This window comes from Streptosporangium sp. NPDC001681, from assembly GCF_040298085.1.
GTDB lineage: Bacteria > Actinomycetota > Actinomycetes > Streptosporangiales > Streptosporangiaceae > Streptosporangium.
Genome location: NZ_JBEOZN010000024.1, coordinates 1 through 22,909, shown reverse-complemented (window position 1 = coordinate 22,909; position 22,909 = coordinate 1). Strand labels below are relative to the sequence as shown.

The following is a 22,909-nucleotide window of genomic DNA, read 5'->3' as shown; positions in this document are numbered from 1 at the left end:
CAGGCATGCTTTGGCGAACACAGGACGCATTGAGTGGTGAGCTAACGGTGAGCATCGACTACCAGGCCATCGAGGCGAAACGCGAGCGGATCAAGGCGGAGCACCTCAGGGAGAACCGTCCGCCGAGCAGCGCGAGAGGGCTGCACCACTTCGCGCTGATCTCCTCAGACGTCGAGACGACGATCAGGTTCTACCAGGACCTGCTGGAGTTCCCCCTCACGGAGATCTTCGAGAACCGCGACTACCGGGGGTCGAACCACTTCTTCTTCGACATCGGCAACGGCAACCTCCTCGCCTTCTTCGACTTCCCGGGGCTGGACCTCGGCCCCTACCGGGAGGTCCTCGGCGGGCTCCACCACGTCGCCGTCTCCGTGGACCCCTCCACCTGGGAGCGCCTGCGAGGCAAGCTGGTGGCGGCGGGCGTGCCGCACCAGGTGGAGAGCGATACCTCCATCTACTTCACCGACCCGGACGGGGCGCGCGTGGAACTGCTCGCCGACCCCCTCGGCGAGATGTACGGCTCCCGCGTGCTCTGACGGTCCGCGTCGCCACTCAGCCGCGAGCCGGTCGCCCTCGGTTACGGTTCCCGCGTGCTCCGGCGGTCCGCCTTGCCCCCGTGGTGGCCCGTACTCCCGCCGACGCGCGGACCCCGCCCCCGCCGGTCCCCGTCCCCGGGTCTCCCTTTCACCGGGACCGGGCGACCGGGACGCCGCCGACGTGCGGCGTGCCGGGCGCGGGCCGAGGTACGCCGGTGTGGTCTCATACTTGGGGCATGCGCCTGTCGGATTTCTGGAAGCGGATGAAGCTGCACTTCGGCGACCAGTACGCCGAGTCGTGGGCCCATGACTACGTCATCGCCGACCTCGGCGGCCGGACCGTGATCCAGGCGCTGGCCGAGGGGGTCGGGGCGAAGGAGGTCTGGCACGCCGTGTGCGGGGTGACCGACGTCTCTCCCAGGCTCCGCTGAGGAGTGGGCCGGGGGACGACGGTCAGGAGGGCTCCGCGGGCGGGGCGAGAAGTCTCTCCACCGAGCCGGCCGCGTGCACGGGGTCGTCGGCTCTCTCCTCGCCGTCCGGCGACCACAGAAACAGCCAGCCGTCCCTGACGGGGGTGGCGAAGACGATGGTCTGCCGGCCGCTGTCCGGATGCCATACCCACAGCACCGGGGCGGTGCCTCCGAGGGTACGGCTCACCAGCCCTCGTTGTCGCAGTTCGGCGGCCAGGGAGTCGAGATGGGCTAGGCGTTGCTGCGTGAACGTGTTGGGCACGTCGGGCACCTCGGGTCGTTTCCCCTCAGGATCACCCCAGGTCAGCCTGGTTACAACAGGCTCAGGACAATTCTCGGAAATGTCGCCTCCCGGATGGGTCCGCGCTCCTCGCGGCCACGGCCACAGATCTGCGACCGGCCCTGCGCGGGCCCTGTGCGGGAGAGTCCCGCGGTGGATCACGGTTCCCGGAACACGTGATGCCAACGGGCCGCGATCGAACAGTCGTTCGGCTATATTGAACAGGCCGTCACTCCTGGCGTGCCCTCCCGAAATTGTCGGCGGCACCCCGTAGCTTTCTGGCAACCGATCCAACCCGCGACCCTCCAGGGGGGCTCCCATGGCAGCTAACGACCGCGAGAAGGCGCTCGAGACCGCGCTCGCTCAGATCGAGCGGCAGTTCGGCAAGGGCTCCATCATGCGCCTGGGCGACGAGACCCGGGCGCCCATCGAGGTGGTCCCCACCGGCTCCATCGCGCTCGACGTGGCGCTCGGCATCGGGGGCTTCCCGCGCGGCCGCATCATCGAGGTCTACGGTCCCGAGTCCTCGGGAAAGACCACGATCGCCCTGCACGCGGTGGCCAACGCCCAGCGTGGCGGCGGCATCGCCGCGTTCATCGACGCCGAGCACGCGCTCGACCCCGAGTACGCCCAGAAGCTGGGCGTCGACACCGACGCGCTGCTCGTCTCCCAGCCGGACACCGGTGAGCAGGCGCTGGAGATCGCCGACATGCTGATCCGGTCCGGCGCCGTCGACCTGCTGGTCATCGACTCGGTCGCGGCCCTGGTGCCCAAGGCCGAGATCGAGGGTGAGATGGGCGACAGCCACGTCGGCCTCCAGGCACGCCTGATGTCCCAGGCGCTGCGCAAGGTCGCGGGCGCGCTCAACAACACCGGCACCACCGCGATCTTCATCAACCAGCTCCGCGAGAAGATCGGCGTCATGTTCGGCTCGCCCGAGACCACGACCGGTGGAAAGGCGCTGAAGTTCTACGCCTCGGTCCGTCTCGACATCCGCCGTATCGAGACGCTGAAGGACGGCACCGAGGCGGTCGGCAACCGCACCCGGGTGAAGGTCGTCAAGAACAAGATGGCCCCGCCCTTCCGGGTGGCCGACTTCGACATCCTCTACGGCGTCGGCATCTCCCGAGAGGGCGGCCTGATCGACATGGGGGTGGAGCACGGCTTCGTCCGCAAGTCCGGAGCCTGGTACACCTACGAGGGCGACCAGCTCGGCCAGGGCAAGGAGAACGCGCGAAACTTCCTCAAGAACCACCCGGACATGGCGAACGAGATCGAGAAGAAGATCAAGGAGAAGCTCGGCGTCGGCCCGCGCGTCGACAGCCCGGCCACCCCGCCGCCTGCCGCTCCGGCGGCCGCCGCGTCCGGTCGCGGTTCCAAGGCGGCCACTCCCAAGCCGGGTGACGCCTGATTCGGGCTGAACGATGATGATGGGAGCCGACCTCGGTCCGCCCGGTGAGGCCGGGCCGAGAGACTGGGGTGCCTGGCCCGACGAGCCCCGGATCGGCTCGCCGGGCAGAAGCGGGCGGGGGCGGGGCGATGGTCTCCCCGCTTCCGAGGGGGAGGCCGCAGGTCCTGCCGGCGGCGAGCCGCGAAGCCGGAAGGGACGTGGCTCCCGCCGTGGTGGGCGACGGTCCGGGGGCGGTTCTCCGGGCGCTCTTCCTGATGGCCCCCTTCCTGACGGACCGGTCGAGGAATCTCCCGCGAGGAAGGGAGCCGGGGCCGATCCGCAGGCGGTGGCGCGGGCGATCTGCCTGCGGCTGTTGACGATGGCGCCGCGCACCCGAGCTCAGCTCGCGGAGGCGCTGCGCAAGCGTGAGGTGCCCCAGGAGGCGGCGGACGCCGTGCTGGAGCGCTTCTCCGAGGTCGGGCTCATCGACGATGAGGCGTTCGCCGCGGCATGGGTGAGCTCTCGCCATGCCGGGCGGGGGCTTGCCAGAAAGGCCCTTGCCTCCGAGCTCCGGCACCGGGGGGTGGACGAGGAGACCGTGAAGGACGCGATGGAGCAGCTCGACCCCGAGCAGGAGGCGGAGACCGCCCGTGGCCTCGTGCGGCGCAAGCTCTCCTCGACCCGCGGCCTGGACCCCGCGGTCAGGACCCGCAGGCTGGCCGGCATGCTCGCTCGGAAGGGATACGGTCCTGGCCTGGCGTTTCGCGTTATCCGCGAAGTGCTGGAGGATGATGAGGCAGAAACAGCGCCATTCACGGAAGATTCGGGCTATCCCCTCGACTAGCTCAAAGCAGCCTGACGCTAGGTCTTTGCTTGCTCGTTACCTCTCTGACGCTTAATCTCAACGGCAGTGAGGAGTTACTCCGCGCAGTGCGGATTGTCATAGCGGTGTAATACGGACAAACAGGCTTGGCGGATGAGGGCGAGAGAGCGGGCCGGCGGGAAGAGCCGGTGAGTGATCTCTCTGGGCTCACTTCTGTCCCGACAGCGCCGTCTGTTGAGCTTTCCGTGCCGTGCGTGTGACCCCTCGTGTGCTTGATATTTGCGACGCGAGGAAGGTGAGGCGCGCATGGATCCGGTCGTGGTCGTCATATTGGCAGTGGCGGTTGTGGCTCTTGTCGTGATGACAGCCGTGCTGGTCGTGTTGCTGCGTCGCATCGGAGGAGCCGGGCCGAGGGGCCTCACCTCGGAGCAGGAGGCCGAGGTCTCGGCCCAGCTGGAGGAGGCCAGGCGTGAGGCCGCCGGTATCCGGGCGAAGGCCCAAGACGACGCCGGAGAGCTCCTGCGCAAATCGGAGTCGGCGGTCGAGGCGGCGGCCGAGATGCGCAAGGAGGTCGAGGCCGAGGGCAAGGTGCTGAAATACGAGCTCAAGGAACTCCGGGCAGACCTCGAACGCAGGGAGAACCGGCTGGCCGAGCGGGAGCAGCGCCTCGACGATGAGGCCAGGCGCCAGGCCGACCGGGCCCGCAAGCTCGCCGAGACGGAGACCGAGCTGGCCGATCGCCGCGAGGATCTCGAACGGGTGGCCGAGGAGCGCAAGGCCATCCTGGAGCGGGTGTCCGGGCTGACCGGCGACCAGGCCAGAGCCGAGCTGGTCCGGGAGATCGAGAACCAGGCCAAGCGCGAGGCGGCCCTGATCGTCAGGGAGATCGAGAGCGAGGCACGCAAGGAGGGCGAGAAGCGCGCCACCAAGATCGTTACATTGGCGGTCCAGCGGGTGGCCACCGAGCAGACCGCCGAGTCCGTCGTGAGCGTCCTGCACCTGCCGGGTGACGAGATGAAGGGGCGCATCATCGGCCGCGAGGGCCGTAACATCCGTGCCTTCGAGTCGACCACCGGAGTCAACCTGATCATCGACGACACGCCGGAAGCCGTGTTGCTGTCGTGCTTCGACCCGGTCCGCCGCGAGACCGCGCGGCTGACCCTGGAGAAACTCGTCCTTGACGGCCGCATCCACCCGCAGCGCATCGAGGAGGCCCACGAGCGCAGCAAGGCCGAGGTCCAGGAGCTGTGCGTGCGGGCGGGGGAGGACGCCCTGGTGGAACTCGCCATCACCGACATGCACCCCGAGCTGGTCACGCTGCTCGGCCAGCTCCGCTACCGCACCTCCTACGGTCAGAACGTGCTCGGCCACCTCATCGAGTCCGCCCACATCGCCGGCATCATGGCGGCCGAGCTGCGGCTCGACACGACGCTGCTCAAGCGCTGCACGCTCCTGCACGACATCGGCAAGGCCCTCACCCACGAGGTCGAGGGCAGCCACGCGCTCATCGGCGCCGAGATCGCCAGGCGGTACGGCGAGCACGAGGACGTGGTCCACGCCATCGAGGCCCACCACAACGAGGTCGAGGTCAAGACCGTCGAGGCCGTCCTCACCCAGGCCGCCGACGCGATCAGCGGCGGCCGTCCGGGCGCCCGCCGAGAGTCGCTGGAGGCCTACGTCAAGCGACTGGAGCGCCTGGAGGAGATCGCCGCCTCCTACGAGGGGGTCGAGAAGGTCTTCGCCATGCAGGCGGGCCGTGAGATCAGGGTCATGGTCAAGCCGGGCTCGGTCGACGACATCCAGGCTCAGGTGATCGCCCGCGACGTCGCCAAGCAGGTCGAGGAGGAGCTCACCTACCCCGGTCAGATCCGCATCACGGTCGTCCGTGAGTCCCGGGCCACCGAGTTCGCCCGCTGACCGGCCCGGCACTCGAAAGGTCGCCCGCCGGACGGAGACTCGCGCCGGGGGCGGGAGGCCGCAGGTGAGCGTTCAGACGTGGAAGATCTGCTGGTAGAAGGCGAGCTCGGTGGCCAGCGCCGCGCTGCGGGTCTCGGCGCGGCGGAAGCCGTGGGCCTCGCCCTCGAACGTGAGGTAGGTGCAGGGAATGCCACGCTCGGCGAGGGCGTCGACGAAGGCCTGCGACTGCTCAGGGGGGACCACGGGGTCGGAGAGGCCCTGCAGGAGCAGCATCGGGCAGCTCACCCCGGCCACCTGGCCGAGGGGCTCGCGCGAGGCGTACAGAACAGGATCTTCCTGGCCGATCAGCCATTCGATGTAGCGTGACTCGAAGTCGTGGGTGGTCGCGCTGAACGTGGCGAGCGAGCTTATGCCGTAGTAGGAGACGCCCCCGGCGAACGCGTCGGACGTGCAGCAGGCCGCCATGACCGTCCAGCCGCCCGCGCTGCCGCCTCGGATCGCGATCCGCGCCGGGTCGGCCAGTCCCTCCGCGGCCAGCCATTCGGCCGCGGCGATCGAGTCCTCGACGTCGACCACGCCCCACTGGCCGCGCAGCCGCTCGCGGTAGGCGCGGCCGTAGCCGGTGGAACCGCCGTAGTTGACGTCGATCACCCCGATGCCCCTGCTGGTGAAGAACGCCTTCTCCAGGTCGAGCGCTCCGACGCTGTGCCCGGTCGGCCCGCCATGCACGAACACGACGTACGGCGGGGGGCCCTCGCCGCGCGCCGAGGGGTTGGCCGGCGGGTAGAGGAACGCGTGCACCTCGCGCCCGAACCGGCTCTCGAACTCCACGGTTCTGGGGAGTGGCAGGTAGGCGGGGTCGGGCAGCTCGTTGATGTCCCTGCGCAGTTCCTGCGCGCCGCCGGTCACCGTGTCGACCCGGACGATCGAGCGGGACAGCGCCGGGCCGTACCCGATACCGACCAGGGCGTGCCCGTCGGTGGCCAGCGCCGGATCCCAGCCGTCGTAGGGCACGTCCAGGTCGCTCAGCAGGCCGCTGTCCGGGTCGAAGACGCCCAGCCGCAGACCGCCCAGCCCGTGCAGGACCGCGAGGCTGCCGTCGGCCATCAGCGCGTACGGTGTCGCGCCGAGCTGCCACAGCGGGCCCGCGAACTCCTCCTCCGCCGGGTAGAGCGCCCGGGTCGCGGTGCCGTATATCCCGACCAGGTAGAGGTTCCACCAGCCGGACCAGTCGGAGATCGCGTAGAGGTGCCGCTCGTCACGCCACTGCGGGGCGAGCACCGACTCGGAGATGCCCCCCTTGACCTTCCAGGAGGTGCCGTCGGCCAGCCGGCAGACCCGCAGCTCGGTACCGTTCCACGGCATCTGGGGATGGTTCCAGCAGATGAAGGCCAGGTGCTCGCCGTCGGGGGAGACGGTGGGGGAGGCGTAGAAGTCGTGCCCGCTGATCCGCTCGCGGGGCTCGACCTCGCCGGAGAGGGGGATCGACACGATCGACCGGCTCACCTCGCCGTCGTCGTGCCGCTCCCTGACGCACCAGACCTGACCGTCGTGGACGAGGAGGTCCGCGTAGCGCAGGGCGGCGGGCTGCTCGGGCTCGGGTGTGAGCGGCCGGGGCTCGCCATCGGTGGGCAGCAGGTAGAGCCGCTGGTCTGTGAAGTTCGTGAACACCAGGCCCTCGCCGGGCACCACCGCGTACGACCGCCCGCCGTACTCGTGGACCCTGGTCCTGGCGCTCCACGGCGCGCTCAGCAACTCACGCCGGGTGCCGTCCGCGCTCTGGTGCACGATGGTGGTCCGCCCGCCCTCGGCGGGACGGTCCTCGGTCCACCAGACCTCCTCGCCGAGCACTGTCGGGAACCCGAGGCGCAGCCCGGAGCGGGCGACGTCGGAAGTGGAGATCGGCGAGGGCCAGGTGGCGTACGGCAGGATGGCCTGCTCGGGGGACATGGCGCAATCCTGCCCGATAACCCGCTCCGTGTCGCCGGTATCACGCTCGCGTCACCAGAGATATGCCGCCGGCGGTCGGCACGAGCCGCAGGATCGGGGGGGAATGAGGGGGTAGAGGTAGTTGATCCGACCTCTTTCACAGGTGAGGATTTCACCGCCGGTGGAATCCTCACCTGCCGCGGAGCACCCGGCCCGACATGGGAGGAGGGCGGACACCGGACCCGGTGACCGCCCTCGACCGCTGTGGTTCCTACGGCGCCGGATTTCCCGGGCCGCCCTCGACCGCGGTCGGTGAGTCGGGCCGGGCGATCGGCTGTGCTGCCGTCTTCCTGCTGCGACGGCTCCGCATCTCCAGCCAGGTGGCGACGGTGCCCACCATCACGTTGATGATGATGTAGATGATCGCGATGACGATCACCGCGGGAATGATGTTGTTGAAGTTGGAGGGCAGCACGCGCGCCCCCGCGTTCAGCAGGTCCTCGAACGACACGATGAAGCCCAGGGCGGTGTCCTTCAGCAGCACCACCAGCTGCGCGACGATGGCCGGCATCATCACGGTGACAGCCTGCGGCAGCAGGATCATCCGCATCACCTGACCGGGACGCAGGCCGACCGCCAGCGCGGCCTCCCGCTGTCCCCGGGGGATCGACAGGATGCCCGCCCGCACGATCTCCGCCAGCACCGAGCCGTTGTACAGGACCAGGCCGACGACCACCGCGGTGAACGGCGTCACGGTGAGCCCGAAGACCGCGCTCCCGCCGAACATCACCGCGAAGATCATGATCAGCAGCGGGATCGCCCTGAAGAACTCGACCACCGCACCCGCCGCGAGGCGGATCCAGGCCCGTTCCGAGAGCCGGCCGATGCCGAAGACGAAGCCGAACGGCACCGCGATCACGGCGGCGACCGCGGCCGCGCTGAGCGTGTTCAGCAGGCCGGGCAGGATCAGGTTGAGCCACACGTCGCCGCGCAGGAACGGTGTCCACATCTCGGCGCTGAGCTGGTTCTTCTCGTCGAGCTTGGTCACCATCACGTACACCGCGAACAGCGTGGCGGCGATGACCAGCACGGTGAGCACGGTGTTGCGGATCCTGGCCCTGGGACCGGGAATGTCGTACAGGACGCTGACGCGCTCGGAGCTCCCGGCGCGCCCGCGCGCCGGGCGCCGGGTGCGCTCGGTGGTCACCGCGGTCATCGGACCACCGCCAGACGCTTGGCCAGCCAGCCGAACAGCAGCCCGGTCGGCAGGGTCAGGATCAGGAAGCCCAGCGCGAACCCGGCGAAGATCTGCACGACCGCGTCGCCGTGCGCCTCGAAGAGCGTCTTCATCGTCAGGGACGCCTCTCCGACCCCGATGGCGGCGGCGATCGTGGTGTTCTTGGTCAGCGCGATCAGGATGCTGCCCAGCGGGGCGATCACCGCGCGGAACGCCTGGGGCAGCACGATCAGCCTCAGGTTCTGGCCGAAGGTGAGCCCGATGGCCCGGGCCGCCTCGGCCTGGCCGACCGGCACCGTGTTGATCCCGGCCCGGATCGCCTCGCAGACGAACGCCGCGGTGTAGGCGGACAGGCCGATGATGGAGAGCCACATGTAGTTGGTGGACAAACTCGTGGAGAACGAGACGTCCAGGACCAGTCCGAGGCCCAGCCCGCAGAACACGATCACCAGGGTCAGCGGGGTGTTCCGCAGGACGTTCACGTACGTCGTGCCGATTCCGCGCAGCACAGGTAACGGGCTGACCCGCATCCCCGCGAGGATCGTCCCGAGCACGAGCGCCACCAGCCCGCTGGCGAGAGTGAGCCGGATCGTCAGCCAGAAAGCGCCCAGAATGACCGGGAATTCATCGAAGAGTGCCTGCACTCGTCCCTCCAGTGGTCACCGGCCGGGGCGTCCGCGCGCCCCGGCCGAGATGTGACCGGTCAGTAGCGCTCGACAGCCGGCGGGTTGGTGAAGAACTTCCCGAACTCCCCGAAGTTGGCGTCGACGGCCTTCTTCCAGCTGCCGTCCTGGAACATCTTCTCCACCGCCGCGTTGACCTTCTCGCGGGTCTCCTTGTCCTCCAGCTTCAGGCCGATGCCGTACTTCTCCTCGGAGAAGGGCTGGCCGACGAGGCGGAACTTGCCGGGGGACTGGGCGGCGAAGCCGGCCAGGATCGTCGCGTCCGTGGAGATCGCGTCAACCTGCTTGTTCTCCAGCAGCGGCAGGCAGGCGCCGTAGCCCTGCTGCTCGGTGAGGAACTGGCTCTTCCACTCGTCGCCGAACTTCTCGACCAGGCGCGCGGGAGAGGACGAGCCCTGAGCGCCGCAGACCTTCTTGGTCTTGAGGTCCTCGACGCTGTTGATCGTGGTGTCGTCCGCCCGGGTCAGGATGTCCTGGCCGGTGACCAGGTACGGGCCGGCGAAAGCGACCTTCTTCTTACGGTCGTCAGTGATCGAGTAGGTCGCGATCACCGCGTTGACCTGGCCCTGCTGGATGAAGGACTCACGGTTGGCCGAGATGGCCTCCTTGAACTCAATCTTGTCGTCGGCGTAGCCGAGCTCCTTGGCGACATACCTGGCCACGTCGACGTCGAAACCCTTGAAGGAGCCGTCGGGCTGCTTCTGCCCGAGGCCGGGCTGGTCGACCTTGATGCCCACGACGAACTTGTCGCTTCCGCTGCCGCCGTCACCACACGCGGTCAGGCCGGCCATCGCCGCGGCGGCTGCGATCACCACGGCTCCAATACGACGTACACGCATTCTTGCTACCTCGTCTTTCCTCAGGGGTTGAACAGAGCCGTCAGTGAGTGAGGATCTTGGAAAGGAAGTCCTTGGCCCGGTCGGTACGGGCGTTCGTGAAGAACTCCTCGGGGGTGTTCTCCTCCACGATCTGGCCCTCGGCCATGAAGACCACGCGGTCGGCCGCGCGGCGGGCGAAGCCCATCTCGTGGGTGACGACCATCATCGTCATGCCCTCCTGGGCAAGGCTGATCATGACGTCGAGCACCTCCTGGACCATCTCGGGGTCCAGCGCAGAGGTCGGCTCGTCGAACAGGATCATCTTCGGGTCCATGGCCAGGGCGCGGGCGATGGCCACGCGCTGCTGCTGGCCTCCGGAGAGCTGCGCGGGATATTTCGACGCCTGCGCGCCGATGCCCACCCGCTCCAGCAGCTCCATGCCCCGACGCTCGGCGTCGGCCCTGGCGATGCCGCGGACCTTGATCGGCCCGAGCGTGACGTTCTCCAGGATCGTCTTGTGCGCGAACAGGTTGAAGGACTGGAACACCATCCCGACCTCGGACCTGAGCTTGGCCAGCGCCTTGCCCTCGGCGGCGAGCGGCTGCCCGTCGAAGGTGATCGTCCCCTGGTCGATCGTCTCCAGCCGGTTGATCGTCCGGCAGAGGGTCGACTTGCCGCCCCCTGAGGGGCCGATGACGACGAGGACCTCACCACGAGAGATCGTCAGGTTGATGTCCCGCAGGACGTGCAGGCTGCCGAAGTGCTTGTTGACGCCTTCGAGCACCACCAAAGGAGTCTTGTCCCCGTTCTCCGTCATGGTGGATAACGTAATTCTGTAAAGGGCACCCCGTGCTAACCCTGCGGTACCGATCAGATCACGGCCTACTCACCTCCCGGTAATCGGCGGACGGTGACGCGCCCGTTACCCTGAGTCCGGCCGATGGTGAGCCGTACCCGAAGGTTCGGCGGAGCGCCTACCCTTGTCGTGAGATGACTGCCACCGTGGAGAGCGCCCGCACGTACGAGGTCCGTACCTATGGGTGCCAGATGAACGTGCACGACTCCGAGCGTCTGTCGGGTCTGCTGGAAGACGCCGGATACGTTCCGGCAGCCCAGGGGGAGACGGCCGACGTGGTCGTGTTCAACACCTGTGCCGTACGGGAGAACGCCGACAACAAGCTCTACGGCAACCTCGGGCACCTGCGCCCCTCGAAGATCGGCAATCCCGGCATGCAGATCGCCGTGGGCGGCTGCCTGGCGCAGAAGGACCAGGGAGAGATCGTCCGCAGGGCGCCCTGGGTGGATGTGGTGTTCGGCACCCACAACATCGGCTCGCTGCCGGTGCTGCTCGAGCGCGCGCGCGTCCAGCAGGAGGCCCAGGTCGAGATCAAGGAATCCCTGGAGACCTTCCCGAGCACGTTGCCGACCAAGCGCGAGTCCGCCTACGCCGCCTGGGTGTCGGTCTCCGTGGGCTGCAACAACACCTGCACGTTCTGTATCGTGCCCGCCCTGCGCGGCAAGGAGAAGGACCGCCGCCCCGGCGACATCCTCAACGAGGTCCGCACCCTGGTCGACCAGGGCGTGCTGGAGATCACCCTCCTCGGCCAGAACGTCAACACCTACGGTGTGGAGTTCGGAGACAGGCTGGCCTTCGGCAAGCTGCTGCGGGCCTGCGGCGAGATCGAGGGGCTGGAGCGGGTCCGCTTCACCAGCCCGCACCCGGCGGCGTTCACCGACGACGTCATCGCGGCCATGGCCGAGACGCCTAATGTGATGCACCAGCTCCACATGCCGCTGCAGTCGGGCTCCGACCGGGTCCTCAAGGCGATGCGCCGCTCCTACCGGGCCGAGCGCTACCTCGGCATCATCGAGCGGGTCCGCGCAGCCATGCCCGACGCGGCCATCTCCACGGACATCATCGTGGGCTTCCCCGGTGAGACCGAGGAGGACTTCCAGGGCACCCTCGACGTGGTGCGCGAGTCGCGGTTCGCCAACGCCTTCACCTTCCAGTACTCCATCAGGCCGGGCACCCCTGCCGCCACCATGGACCACCAGATCCCCAAGGAGGTCGTGCAGGAGCGCTACGAGCGACTCGTCGCCCTGCAGACCGAGATCTCCTGGGCGGAGAACAAGAAGCAGGTCGGCCGGACCCTCGACGTGCTGGTGGCCGAGGGCGAGGGCCGCAAGGACGAGGCGACCCATCGCATGTCGGGGCGGGCCCCCGACAACCGCCTGGTGCACTTCACCCCGGGGGCCGAGGTTCCGCGCCCCGGCGACGTGGTGAGCGCCGAGGTCACCTACGCGGCGCCGCACCATCTGGTGGCCGACGGCCCCGCCCTGAGGCTCCGCCGTACCCGCGCGGGCGATGCCTGGGAGGCCCGCCAGGGTGCCCCGGCGGGCTCCGGCTCCGGTGTCATGCTCGGCATGCCCTCGATCGGCCGCCCGGCTCCGCTCCCGGACATCTCGGGCTGCTCCGCCACCTGAGGTCCCGCACGAGGCTTCGGGTACGCCTCCGCTGAGATTTTTTTCCGGACGGATCTCCCCGGGACGTCCCTCGCCGAGGTGGCCGTTCCGGGGGGCGTACGCTCATGATCGAATAGTTGGAATCCCCTGCGGGAGCGGGGATTCCGGCGCTGTCACCTTCCCTGCCAGGGCATACGCGGACGATGACACCACGAGTCCTCTAAGGGACGATATTTCGTGATTCATTTGTGATTGGTGTGTGAGCATTTCCCCGCTGTGGTTACTGTGGTTCGGCACCCTTCGGAAACCGAGGAGGTTTCCCCCCGAGAACCGCAGGGAGTTTTCCCCATGCATGTCCCTCCATCTCCGGGCGGTCCCGGAGAAACAGAGATCCTTACCGGTCCCGCCGGTGAGCCCGGCAAGCCACGCAGGTCCCGCAGGTCCCAGCGGAGAAGCGGCCCGGCCATAGCCGCCTTCTCCGTCCTCGCCGCCGCCCTCCTGGGCGGGGGCGTCGTCTTCGCCGTCGTGAACGGCGACCAGGACGGCCCTGGAGCGCCGCCGGCAAGGGCGCCGGAGAGCACCCAGGAGGCCGCTCAGAACCCCGAGCCCGACCAGAACGCGCCGCAGGAGGAGAAGCAGAAGCCGGAGAAGGAGTCGAACACCGCCTCCGGCGGCGATGACACCTCCACCGGAGGCGCGGGTACCGACGCGGGCACGGGCACCGACCGGACGGGCCAGAGCGAGCCGGGAGCCGATTCGGCCGCGGGGAAACCCGCGGCGGACAAGCCGTCGCAGCAGCAGAGCAGTCCCCAGAAGCCGCAGGAGGTTCCGGACGACCCCCGTGCCGACGGCGCCACCGGCTACGTGCACCCCCAGGGCCCGATCGGCGGCTGACACGGGGCCGGCAGCCGTGCCTCCTGCCTCTGCGCGGCTTTCGGTCATGAAGCGGGACGCCGGGGCGCGCTGAGAGAATCACCGTGCCCCGGCGCTCTTTCCCGGGGCGGTTCCCCGGGAGGACTCGGTTAGTCTGGCCGGGTGCTTGTCGCCGCGGCTGTGTGCCCGCACCCCCCGCTGCTGCTCCCCGAACTGGCCGGAGCGGCGGCTGTGGAACTCGACGATCTCAGGGCGGCCTGCGCGGCCGCGCTCGGCGCGTTGCGTGATGCCGGAGCCGACACGATCGTGGTGGTCGGCGGCGCGGACCGGACCGTCACGTACGGCGCGGACGCCGCGGGAAGCCTCGCTCCCTGGGGCGTCGACGTACGAAGCGGCGAGGGGGAGCCCGTCCTGCCACTGTCGCTGTCGGTCGGCCGCTGGCTCCTCGACAGGGAGCACCTGACCGCCTCGGCATTTCATGCGATCTCCTTCGACGCGCCCCCGGCGGAGTGCGCGGCCCTGGGCGAGCGGCTGGCGGCCACGGCCGGTCGCGTGGCGATGCTCGTCATGGCCGACGGCTCGGCCTGCCTCACCGAGAAGTCCCCCGGTTATCTGGACTCGCGTGCCGAGCCGTACAACAGGGCGATCGCCCTGGCGCTGGCCCGCGCCGAGATCCCGCCGCTCGACCCCGGAGAGGCCGCCGAGCTGTGGGTCGCCGGCCGTGCGGCCCTGCAGGTCCTGGGCGGCTGCGGCAGCGCCCTGCGCGGAGAGCTCCTCTATGACGACGCGCCCTACGGCGTCGGCTACTTCGCCGCCCGCTGGACGGAACGGACGGCCCCGCCGACGGACTGACGCGGGAGATGGCAACGAACAGGTGGACCGCAGTGGTCACGGTGACGGATGGGCGCCGTGCCCGAGGTGACGGGGATGCGAGGTCGATGGTGGGAACGGTGGCGTTCGGGAGTGTCGCGACGCAGTTGGGGGACATGGTCGTCGCGGTGACCGAGGAGGGGGTGGTGAGCGTGGGCTGGGGTGACCCGGCGGCGTTCAGGACCCGCGCGCTTGAGCGGCTGAGGCTGGACGAGGTGGACGATCCCGGCAGGACCGCCGGGGTGCTCGCCGAGCTGAGCGACTATTACGCGGGCAGGCTGAAGGTCTTCGGCGTGCCGGTGGACTGGCGGCTGACCTCGCCGGTGCAGCGCAGGGTGCTCGGCACGCTTTACGAAACGGTGCCATATGGCAAGGCGGTGACCTACGGGGAACTGGCGGCCCGGAGCGGGACGGGCGTTCCGGCGCGGGCCATCGGGTCGATCATGGGAGCCAACCCGATCCCCGTCATCGTGCCGTGCCACCGGGTGGTCGCCGGAAACGGCCTCGGCGGGTTCAGCGGGGGCGAAGGCGTGGAGTCGAAGCGGTGGCTGCTGACCCTGGAAGGGTATCTGCAGCCGACGCTCGACTGGGACTGACCGGGACCGGGATCCGCTCCATCGTGCGGCCGGCGCCTACGGGCCGTGGGGCGGAGGCGTGTCGGGCCGGCCGGTCTGACCGGGATCGGGCGCGGCGCCGCTCTGACCGGTGCCGGGTGTCGTGCCCGGCTGATCGTCGATCTTGTCAGCCATCTCCCTCGCCTTCTGCGCGGCGGTGCTGATCTGCTGGTCGTGCTTCCCTCCGGTCTTCTCCCTGGCGATCTGCTCCGCCTTGTCGATGCCCTTCTTGACGAGCTCCTCGGTCTTGGCATCGCCGCCCAGCATGTTCTTGACCTTGTCGAAGATGGACATGATGTATCCCCCAATCCCGATGCACGGGATGCATCGCCTCTCCCCCATACCCAGCGAGTTGGCAGAATTACCCCGTGCCTCAGCTACCCGTCATAGCCGTCGTCGGCCCGACCGCCGCCGGAAAGTCCGATCTGGCCGTGGATCTCGCCCTCGAACTGGGGGGCGAGGTGATAAACACCGACTCGATGCAGCTTTACCAAGGTATGGACATCGGGACGGCGAAACTCTCCATGGGGGAGCGGCGGGGGGTTCCCCACCACCTGCTGGACATCTGGGACGTGACCAGAACCGCCAGCGTGGCCGAATACCAGTCGCTGGTCCGGCCGCTGATCGACGACCTGCGGGCCAAGGAGGTGGTGCCGATCCTGGTGGGCGGGTCCGGGCTGTACGTGCGGGCCGCCCTGGACGACCTGGAGTTCCCCGGCACCGACCCGCGGGTCCGTGCCCTGCTGGAGGCCGAGCTCGACCTGCACGGCCCCGCCCCGCTGTACGAGCGGCTCCGCGAGCGCGACCCCAAGGCGGCCGAGACGATCCTGCCGAGCAACGGTCGCAGGATCGTCCGCGCACTGGAGGTCATCGAGATCTCCGGGCGGCCGTTCTCGGCCACGATGCCGTCGTACGACGCCGTCTACGACAGCGTTCAGCTGGGGGTGGAGGTGCCGAGGGCGGTGCTGGACGCCCGGGTCGAGGCGCGGGTCGAGCGCATGTGGCGGGCCGGGCTGGTGGACGAGGTCAGGGAACTCGCCGCACATGGGCTCGCCGGAGGCCGCACGGCCAGTCGTGCCCTCGGGTACGCGCAGGTGCTGCGCTTCCTCGGCGGTGAGTGCACCGAGGAGGAGGCGAAGGAGGAGACGGTACGGGCGACGCGCAGGTTCGTCCGCCGTCAGGAGTCGTGGTTCCGTCGCGACCCCCGGGTGATCTGGCTCCCCCAGCAGGAACCCGACCTGCTGGGACGCGCGCTCGCCGCGATTCGCGGCTGACCGCGCCGGCCTTCCCGGCCGGGCGTGGTTCCCGATCCCGCCCGGCCGGGAAGGCCGGCGGTTCCCCGGCCGATGTGCCGGAGGATGGGCCGTTCCCCGGGGCGACGGGGGCGGACGCGGGCCTGGATAGAGTTGGGGCATGCGATTCGCGAAGGGGCACGGCACCGAGAACGACTTCGTCATCCTTCCCGACCCGGACGGTGAGCTGGAGCTGCCCGCGACACTCGTGGCGGCGCTGTGCGACCGGCGCGCCGGGATCGGCGCGGACGGCGTGCTACGGGTGACGCGGACGAAGCTCAGCCCGGAGGTGTCCGGCCAGGCCGGCGAGGCCGAGTGGTTCATGGACTATCGCAATGCCGACGGCGGCATCGCCGAGATGTGCGGCAACGGGGTGCGGGTCTTCGCCCGTTACCTGGTCGACGAGGGGCTCGCCGCGCCCGGGGAGTTCGGCGTCGCGACACGCACGGGGGTCAGGCGCGTACGGCTGGCGGAGACGGGGGACGTGACCGTCGACATGGGCCCGCCCCGGGTGCTGGGGTCGAGCCGCGCGATCGTCGCGGGCCACGAGTACGAAGGCGTCCACGTCGACATGGGAAACCCCCACCTGGCCTGCGTCATCGGCGACCCGGTGGCCCAGCTCGACCTGAGCCACCAGCCCGCCTTCGATCCCGAGGTGTTCCCCTCCGGAGTCAACATCGAGCTGCTCAATCCGGTGGGTCCGCGCCGGGTCGTCATGCGGGTCTTCGAGCGCGGTTCCGGTGAGACGCGCTCCTGCGGCACCGGCGCGGTCGCCTCGGCCGTGGCCGCCGCGCGACTGGCCGGTGAGACCAGTGGCACCTGGGCGGTCGAGGTGCTCGGCGGCACCGTCACCGTCACCCTGGACGAGCGGACCAGCTACCTGGCGGGGCCCGCCGTCCTCGTCGCGTCCGGTGAGATCACGCTCTGACCCGCGCGGCACCGTCGCGGGCGCGTCGGGTCCGGTAAGGTCACGCTCCAAGCCGTGCGGGCGGAAGCCGTAACGCCGCCCCTCTGGACCGTGCGGGATCGCCAAGTCGTTTGGGGCATGCTTCCCGACCTGGCAGACTGACGTCTCATGGACGTGGACATCTGGGCCTGGGTGGGCGACACCCAGCGGCAACTGCACGAAGCAGGTAACACCGGTCTGGCTATGGCGATCGGAGATGTGCCCGCGCAGGCGCTGGAAGGCCGATACGCGCAGCTCGACGTGCTCGCGCCCGCGATCGCGCAGCAGGCGGAGAACCTGCAGATGCCCTGGCTGGAGTTCTACGCCCGCTACTGGCATCTGATCGGCCGTATCGGCGACCGCGCGCAGGGGGCGGTCGCGATCGCCGACGCCGAGGCACTGGTCGAGTTCACCAGGCGCGAGGACGTCCGCGAATGCCCGGCCGCGCCCGGTGCCGTCGTGGCGCTGGCCCTCGCCCAGGCGAACGCCGACGGCCCCGGTTACGCCGCCGAGCGGCTGGCCGCGCTCTCGGCACTGGAGGTCGAGCCCGGCTCGCTGGCCTTCGCCTCCGTCGCCGAGCACTATGTCGCGGCGCTTCTCGACGCGGGGCGCGTCGAGGAGGCCGTCTCCCACGCCGAGACCGCCGTGGCGGCGCTGGGCGGCGCGGGCCGCGAGGCGAGCTGGGAGCTGGGGGCCGCCTCGGCCCGCGCGCTGCTCGCCGCGGGCCGCGCCGAGGACGCGCTCACCGCGCTCGACGCCGCGGCCGGTTTCAAGCCGGACGACCCGGTGGCCAAGGGGTATCGCGAGGGAGTGCTCCGTGCGCTCGTGCTCGTGACCCTCGATCGCGTGCAGGAGTCCGTCGACGCCCTGCCCGATCTCGACGTGGTCGGCGAGCACCCCCGCGCCTGGGTCGAGTGGTCGTACGCCATCCGCGCGCTCGCCGGGTCGGCGCAGATCACCAACACCTGGCAGCTGGGCCGGGTGCTCAAGCAGTGGATCGACTACTTCGCGATGATGGGCGGCTACCGCGCCCGGGTCGAGCTGGCGCTCGTCGCCGGGCAACTGGCGGTCGCCCGCCAGGGAATCTGGCAGGCCCGTCTCCTGGCCGACCTGGCGGAGTCGGCGGCGGGAGAGCTCAGGAACTCCGGTGACGTCGCCGAGCGGATCGCCGCGCTGCGCGCCGCCGCCGACGAGGCCACCGCGCTTCCTGCCCCGGTCTCCGAGGACGAGCTGGTCGGCTCCTTCGACGCCGCCGACGGCTTCAACGCCGACCCGGAGCGCTGGGTGGGCTGGCTGGCCCCGCTGTCCGGCCGCGACGTGGAGGGCACCCGGCGCCACACCACCACGCTGGGCTTTCTCGGCTACCCGGCGAGGGGTGCCGACATCTACTGGACCATGCTGGTCGAGTCCGGCGACATCGAGAACGCCGACCCGCAGGACTCCGCGTACCTCAGCAGCCTGCTGATCGAGGCCCGTCAGGACGAGCGCCTGGAGCAGATGGCCGAGCGGCTGCCCGCCGCGCAGCGCCACATGGCCCTGGGGCGCCTGCACACCGCACGGGAGCGCTGGGAGCAGGCGGCGGCCGAGGGAGAGGCGGCGGTCGCCGCCGGCGGCGGTATCGACGCGGCCAGGCTGTGGTCGGCCGCGGCGCAGCAGCTCGGCGACAACGCCAAGGGTGCGGGCATCCTGCGCGATCTTCTCGACTCCGAGGAGATCGAGCAGCAGGACCTGTGGAGGATGGTCGTCATGGCGACGGCCGCCGAGGACTGGGAGACCGTCCGCCTGGGCGCAGCCAGGATCGGGATTCCGCTGCAGTCGAGCGAGGGACCGATCGAGGAGGAGATGGGCCTGGTGCGCATCATCCTCCCCGCCCCCGACGGCAGCCAGCGTCAGGTCCTGAGCGTGCGCACGGGCCCCGCGACGGCGCGCCTGGCCATTCCCCAGCCCCCCGGCATGGAGTACAACGCCGGTGACCTGGTCGTCTTCGAGCCGCAGTTGCTGGAGCCGATTCCGGAGAGCGCCGAGGAGCAGGAGAAGTTCGTCCCACCCTTCGCCGCGGTGAGCATGCTCCGCCCCGGTGGTTACACCAGCTGGTTCTTCGACGGTGCCGCGCCCAGTCAGGCCGACTGGACGGAGTTCAACGAGGTCATGGCCGAGCGCGGCTGGCCGATGTGGGTCTACAGCGACGACAACTACACCGTGACCCACCCGACCACGGGCGAGCCGCTGCCCGGCGTGTTCGGCTGGATCGCGGTCCCGCCGGACATCAGCCCGGTCGAGGTCGACGCGCTCCTGGACGACGCCACCGAGCGCTGGGTGCACCCGCTGGCCTGGCTCGATCTGGCCAAGGCCGTCGATGTCGAGGTGGAGCGGCACGAGCGGATCACCAAGGAGTACGGCCTGTAGGACGGATCGCCGCGGGCCGTTCCCGAAGCCCGCGGCGCCGCTCGGAGCCTTGAGCCCGGAAAACCGCACCGCCCGTGAGGAGGCCCCTCACGGGCGGTTCTTTTCTTGGTCATTAGAATCTTGTTCGGCATGTGGGGTGGACTGAGGAGGATTGAATGCTGGACCGATTCCGGCTGGACGGCAAGGTCGCGATCGTCACCGGCGCGTCCTCGGGGCTCGGCGTCGCGTTCGCCAGGGGCCTGGCCGAGGCGGGTGCGGACATCGTGATCGGCGCTCGCAGGAAGGACCGTCTTGAGGAGACCCGCGCCCTGGTCGAGGAGACCGGCAGGCGCTGCGTGGCCCTCGTCACCGACGTGGTCAAGCCCGAGGACTGCCAGGCCCTGGCCGAAGCCGCGGTCGCCGAACTGGGCGCGGTGGACATCCTGATCAACAACGCGGGTGTGGGCACCGCGGTCCCGGCGCTGAGGGAGACGCCCGAGCAGTTCCGGCAGGTGGTGGAGATCAACCTGCACGGCACCTACTGGATGGCGCAGGCCTGCGCCAGGGTCATGAAGCCCGGCTCCTCGATCGTCAACGTCGGCAGCATCCTGGGCGAGACGACCGCCGGGCTGCCGCAGGCCGCCTACAGCGCGTCCAAGGCGGGGGTCGTCGGCCTTACCCGTGACCTCGCCCAGCAGTGGACGGGACGTCGCGGCATCCGGGTCAACTGCGTCGAGCCGGGTTTCTTCGCCTCGGAGATGACCGACCAGTACGCGGAGGGCTACCTGGCCTGGCAGCTTGAGCACCGGGTGCTGATGAAGCGCCCCGGAGATCCCGCCGAACTCGTCGCGGCGGCGATCTTTCTCGCCTCGGACGCCGCCTCGTATGTCACCGGTGCGGTGATCCCGGTCGACGGCGGGATCCTGATCACCTGACCTGGGCGGTCGCGGAGACCTTCTCCCCGAGGCCCGGACGGGCGGGCGCGCGGGGAGAAGAAAGGGGGCGGGGGTCAGTAGCGCCAGTCGACGGCGTCGACGCTGTCGTTGGTCTCGGGGGGCTCTTCGAAGGAGTTGCCGGGATACAGCGTGCGCTCCTCGCCCTCGTAGTCGATCAGCAGGACGTAGTAGCCGGTGTTGTTGATCCATGACGAGACGTTGTTCGCGGCGGTGGAGGAGCCACCCACCCCGCCCGGCATCGGCACGTTGTTCAGATCGGTCGGGTAGCCCGCGGGGATGCTGTATCCCGGTCCGTTGAAGCCGTGGTCGCGGTAAAGACAGAGGCTGTTGAAGGGGCAGCTCGCGTTCTCCGCGAGCTGGACCACTCTCGGCGGCAGGCTGGAGGCCTGCTGAGCGGCCGCCGCGGCGGAGCCGGTGGAGGCCAGGAGCAGGGCGGCCGCAGTGCTGAACAGTCCTGTCGCGGTCCGTGCGAGGTGGGGATGACGCGATGAGATCTTACCCATGCGAATCCTCTTCGTAGTTGTTTGCTCACCCATTGTGAGCGCTCTTGGCCATTAGAGCATCGTTACTTTACGTAGTCGATAGTCGCGTTGCGTAAAAATTCCGAGGCGTGCTTCCGGCGGGGTGGTGCTCGAAATGCATTTGTGCAGGTCAGATGTGAGACGTGGTTAAGGTGCGGATTGGCGCGCCGAAAAGCCTCCCGGCCTCCCACAGACTGCTTGAGGCTTTTAGGATTGAAGGAGGTATCTGGAATAATTTGCCGCTTCAGAGGTAGTGAACGCGCGGGAGAGGTGGCATAGTGCGGGCTGCGCTGGCACGAGGGGTGGTCATCGCGACGATCGCGTTCACGGTGGTGGGCTGCGGTCCGATTCCGGGCGGTCCGGACGACGGTACGAAGTCCTCCGGCGGCGGGCAGTCCGCGTCCGAGGCGCTCCAGGAGCTGAAGAAGCTCGAGGTCAAGGGCCGCGCCCCGATGACCGGTTTCGACCGTGGCGAGTTCGGGCCCGCGTGGTCGGACGTCGACAAGAACGGCTGCGACACCCGCAACGACATTCTCATCCGCGACCTGAAGGATGAGACTTTCAAGGAGGGCGGCAAGAACTGCATCGTGCAGTCCGGCATTCTCGACGACCCCTACAGCGGTAAGACCATCAAGTTCGAGCGTGGGACACGGACCAGTTCGGCGGTGCAGATCGACCACGTGGTCGCGCTCGCCGACGCCTGGCAGAAGGGTGCCCAGGAGTGGACCAAGACCAAGCGCAAGGAACTGGCCAACGACCCGCTGAACCTGCTGGCCGTCGACGGGCCGCTGAACAGCCAGAAGGGCGCCGGTGACGCGGCGACCTGGCTCCCGCCGCGCCACGCCTACCGGTGCCCCTACGTCGAGCGCCAGATCAAGGTGAAGGTCAAGTACGGCCTGTGGGTGACGCCCGCGGAGAAGGACGCCATGCAGGCCGTACTCGAGGCCTGCTGATCAGTCGTCGTACTCGCGCTTCAACTTGATGATCTTCCCTGTCCGCGCCGACACGTAGACGTCGTACTCCCAGGCGCCCTTGCGCAGCTCGATCTTCCAGGCGCGCTGGCCGTGCTCCCACTCGCGCTCGACCTTGGTCACCCGCGCGCCGGGGACGCGCTTCTTGGCGATCTGTACGGCCTTGCGGGAGGAGATGTCCGCCGCGGTCGTGCCGGCGGCGGCGATGGTGGTGGTGGAGGTGATCGCCGTGCTGTCCGTCTGGTGCGCGGCGAGGGCGACGCCGCCCCCAGCGGTCAGCAGGGCGGCGGTTGCGAGGGTTCCGACGGTGATTCTGGTGATTCGTTTCATGGGTCAAGATTTGCGGAGATTTTGATAGGGGCACGCTAAGAGATCGTTAAGCGAGGGAATCCGGCTTCGGATCTCACCGCCGGGCGGACCGGATCGGGCTTCCCGGCTGTCAGGGCAGTGCCACCCGAACGCGGCCCGTCATCCGGCCGGACGCCCGTGGAGGACCGTGGGGGACGGGAGCGCCCGGTGCTCGTTCACGACGAGCACCGGTGCGAAAGGGGTAACGCCGCCGCGGCAACCCGCTGGGCCGCTCAGCCGGAGGCCGAGGATCGGCGAACGGCCGCCGATCCTCAGGACGTGGCGGCGGGCAGGAACAGGATCACGCCCGCCCCGCCCGCGGCAGAGGTCCGCAGGGACAGTGAGCCGCCCGCCGACTCGGCGGTGCGGCGGGCGATGTCGAGGCCGAGGCCGGTCGACCCGGCCCCGCTCGCACCGCGCTGCAGCGGGTCGGAGGTGGCGAAGCCGGGACCGGCGTCGGCGACGGTCAGCAGCGCGCCGCCCTCGGCCGGCTCCAACCGTACGGAGAACGAGACCCCCTCGGGCGTGTGCGCGAACACGTTGCCGAGCAGCGCGTCCACGCAGGCGGCCAGCTCGTCCGCGGGGAC

24 protein-coding genes are annotated in these 22,909 nt (G+C 69.5%); 14 read left to right on the top strand and 10 right to left on the bottom strand.

Translation table 11 applies throughout. The features are described from left to right. Positions 1–47 precede the first annotated feature (47 nt). Positions 48–536, top strand: coding sequence for a VOC family protein (locus ABT130_RS13965; RefSeq protein WP_350955610.1), 489 nt, complete (start codon positions 48–50; stop codon positions 534–536). A gap of 236 nt (positions 537–772) precedes the next feature. Then, a complete protein-coding gene (locus ABT130_RS13960) occupies positions 773–967 on the top strand; it encodes a DUF3046 domain-containing protein (protein ID WP_030904097.1) in 195 nt (64 codons plus the stop codon). Positions 968–989: 22 nt separating this feature from the next. Here the strand turns inward: ABT130_RS13960 and ABT130_RS13955 are convergent, their stop codons facing one another. Continuing rightward, positions 990–1,268 (bottom strand): hypothetical protein, encoded by a 279-nt coding sequence (locus tag ABT130_RS13955; protein ID WP_350913142.1) that lies wholly within the window; start codon positions 1,266–1,268, stop codon positions 990–992. 337 nt (positions 1,269–1,605) lie between these two features. Here ABT130_RS13955 and recA point away from each other — a divergent pair, with 337 nt between their 5' ends. The 3 genes from recA to rny all read left to right on the top strand — a co-directional run bounded on the left by recA (position 1,606) and on the right by rny (position 5,416). Beyond that, complete coding sequence (recA, locus tag ABT130_RS13950; protein WP_350955607.1) at positions 1,606–2,697, top strand: recombinase RecA; 1,092 nt, start codon at positions 1,606–1,608, stop codon at positions 2,695–2,697. 13 nt (positions 2,698–2,710) lie between these two features. Then, positions 2,711–3,520: a recombination regulator RecX gene (gene recX, locus ABT130_RS13945; RefSeq protein WP_350955605.1), complete on the top strand. Its 810-nt coding sequence runs from the start codon at positions 2,711–2,713 to the stop codon at positions 3,518–3,520. A 285-nt stretch (positions 3,521–3,805) separates the two neighbouring features. Beyond that, entirely contained in the window at positions 3,806–5,416 is a 1,611-nt protein-coding gene (gene rny / locus ABT130_RS13940) for a ribonuclease Y (RefSeq protein ID WP_350913146.1), read from the top strand. 72 nt (positions 5,417–5,488) lie between these two features. Here the strand turns inward: rny and ABT130_RS13935 are convergent, their stop codons facing one another. The 5 genes from ABT130_RS13935 to ABT130_RS13915 form a co-directional block, all read right to left on the bottom strand. Next, complete coding sequence (locus tag ABT130_RS13935) at positions 5,489–7,366, bottom strand: S9 family peptidase (RefSeq protein WP_350955602.1); 1,878 nt, start codon at positions 7,364–7,366, stop codon at positions 5,489–5,491. A gap of 250 nt (positions 7,367–7,616) precedes the next feature. Then, positions 7,617–8,561, bottom strand: a complete 945-nt coding sequence (locus ABT130_RS13930) for an amino acid ABC transporter permease (protein ID WP_350913149.1) — start codon at positions 8,559–8,561, stop codon at positions 7,617–7,619. Beyond that, positions 8,558–9,226 (bottom strand): amino acid ABC transporter permease, encoded by a 669-nt coding sequence (locus ABT130_RS13925; protein ID WP_350913151.1) that lies wholly within the window; start codon positions 9,224–9,226, stop codon positions 8,558–8,560. Before ABT130_RS13925 ends, ABT130_RS13930 begins: the two co-directional genes overlap by 4 nt. Positions 9,227–9,285: 59 nt before the next feature. Further along, positions 9,286–10,104, bottom strand: coding sequence for a glutamate ABC transporter substrate-binding protein (locus ABT130_RS13920; protein ID WP_502991359.1), 819 nt, complete (start codon positions 10,102–10,104; stop codon positions 9,286–9,288). A 40-nt stretch (positions 10,105–10,144) separates the two neighbouring features. Further along, the gene (locus ABT130_RS13915) at positions 10,145–10,900 is read right to left on the bottom strand and encodes an amino acid ABC transporter ATP-binding protein (protein ID WP_350913155.1); all 756 of its coding nucleotides are present in this window, start codon (positions 10,898–10,900) and stop codon (positions 10,145–10,147) included. 173 nt (positions 10,901–11,073) lie between these two features. Between ABT130_RS13915 and miaB the strand changes: the two genes are divergently transcribed. The 4 genes from miaB (at position 11,074) to ABT130_RS13895 (ending at position 14,885) form a co-directional block, all read left to right on the top strand. Continuing rightward, positions 11,074–12,567, top strand: a complete 1,494-nt coding sequence (miaB, locus tag ABT130_RS13910; RefSeq protein ID WP_350955600.1) for a tRNA (N6-isopentenyl adenosine(37)-C2)-methylthiotransferase MiaB — start codon at positions 11,074–11,076, stop codon at positions 12,565–12,567. Between the two features lie 327 nt (positions 12,568–12,894). After that, positions 12,895–13,440 (top strand): hypothetical protein, encoded by a 546-nt coding sequence (locus ABT130_RS13905; protein WP_350955598.1) that lies wholly within the window; start codon positions 12,895–12,897, stop codon positions 13,438–13,440. Between the two features lie 141 nt (positions 13,441–13,581). Next, a complete protein-coding gene (locus ABT130_RS13900; RefSeq protein WP_350955596.1) occupies positions 13,582–14,271 on the top strand; it encodes a class III extradiol ring-cleavage dioxygenase family protein in 690 nt (229 codons plus the stop codon). 98 nt (positions 14,272–14,369) lie between these two features. Further along, positions 14,370–14,885, top strand: a complete 516-nt coding sequence (locus ABT130_RS13895; RefSeq protein ID WP_350913163.1) for a methylated-DNA--[protein]-cysteine S-methyltransferase — start codon at positions 14,370–14,372, stop codon at positions 14,883–14,885. A gap of 36 nt (positions 14,886–14,921) precedes the next feature. On the opposite strand, the gene ABT130_RS13890 is transcribed toward ABT130_RS13895, so the two are convergent. Further along, complete coding sequence (locus tag ABT130_RS13890) at positions 14,922–15,197, bottom strand: antitoxin (protein WP_350955593.1); 276 nt, start codon at positions 15,195–15,197, stop codon at positions 14,922–14,924. A 74-nt stretch (positions 15,198–15,271) separates the two neighbouring features. Between ABT130_RS13890 and miaA the strand changes: the two genes are divergently transcribed. The 4 genes from miaA (at position 15,272) to ABT130_RS13870 (ending at position 20,461) form a co-directional block, all read left to right on the top strand. Beyond that, positions 15,272–16,177, top strand: coding sequence for a tRNA (adenosine(37)-N6)-dimethylallyltransferase MiaA (gene miaA, locus ABT130_RS13885; protein ID WP_350955591.1), 906 nt, complete (start codon positions 15,272–15,274; stop codon positions 16,175–16,177). 139 nt (positions 16,178–16,316) lie between these two features. Beyond that, positions 16,317–17,123, top strand: a complete 807-nt coding sequence (gene dapF / locus ABT130_RS13880) for a diaminopimelate epimerase (RefSeq protein ID WP_350955589.1) — start codon at positions 16,317–16,319, stop codon at positions 17,121–17,123. Between the two features lie 147 nt (positions 17,124–17,270). After that, on the top strand, positions 17,271–19,547 hold the full coding sequence (locus tag ABT130_RS13875) for a tetratricopeptide repeat protein (protein ID WP_350913172.1): 2,277 nt from the start codon (positions 17,271–17,273) through the stop codon (positions 19,545–19,547). A 155-nt stretch (positions 19,548–19,702) separates the two neighbouring features. Continuing rightward, positions 19,703–20,461, top strand: coding sequence for an SDR family NAD(P)-dependent oxidoreductase (locus ABT130_RS13870; RefSeq protein ID WP_350913174.1), 759 nt, complete (start codon positions 19,703–19,705; stop codon positions 20,459–20,461). A 74-nt stretch (positions 20,462–20,535) separates the two neighbouring features. Here the strand turns inward: ABT130_RS13870 and ABT130_RS13865 are convergent, their stop codons facing one another. Then, positions 20,536–20,985, bottom strand: a complete 450-nt coding sequence (locus ABT130_RS13865) for a peptidase inhibitor family I36 protein (protein WP_350955587.1) — start codon at positions 20,983–20,985, stop codon at positions 20,536–20,538. Positions 20,986–21,281: 296 nt separating this feature from the next. Here ABT130_RS13865 and ABT130_RS13860 point away from each other — a divergent pair, with 296 nt between their 5' ends. Continuing rightward, entirely contained in the window at positions 21,282–21,956 is a 675-nt protein-coding gene (locus ABT130_RS13860) for an HNH endonuclease family protein (RefSeq protein ID WP_350955585.1), read from the top strand. On the opposite strand, the gene ABT130_RS13855 is transcribed toward ABT130_RS13860, so the two are convergent. Then, positions 21,957–22,304 carry a PepSY domain-containing protein gene (locus ABT130_RS13855; protein WP_350913179.1) on the bottom strand — a complete coding sequence of 116 codons (348 nt, stop codon included), beginning with the start codon at positions 22,302–22,304 and terminating at the stop codon, positions 21,957–21,959. A gap of 290 nt (positions 22,305–22,594) precedes the next feature. Continuing rightward, positions 22,595–22,909 (bottom strand): sensor histidine kinase (locus ABT130_RS13850; protein WP_350955583.1); only part of this gene is annotated, 315 nt, incomplete at its 5' end.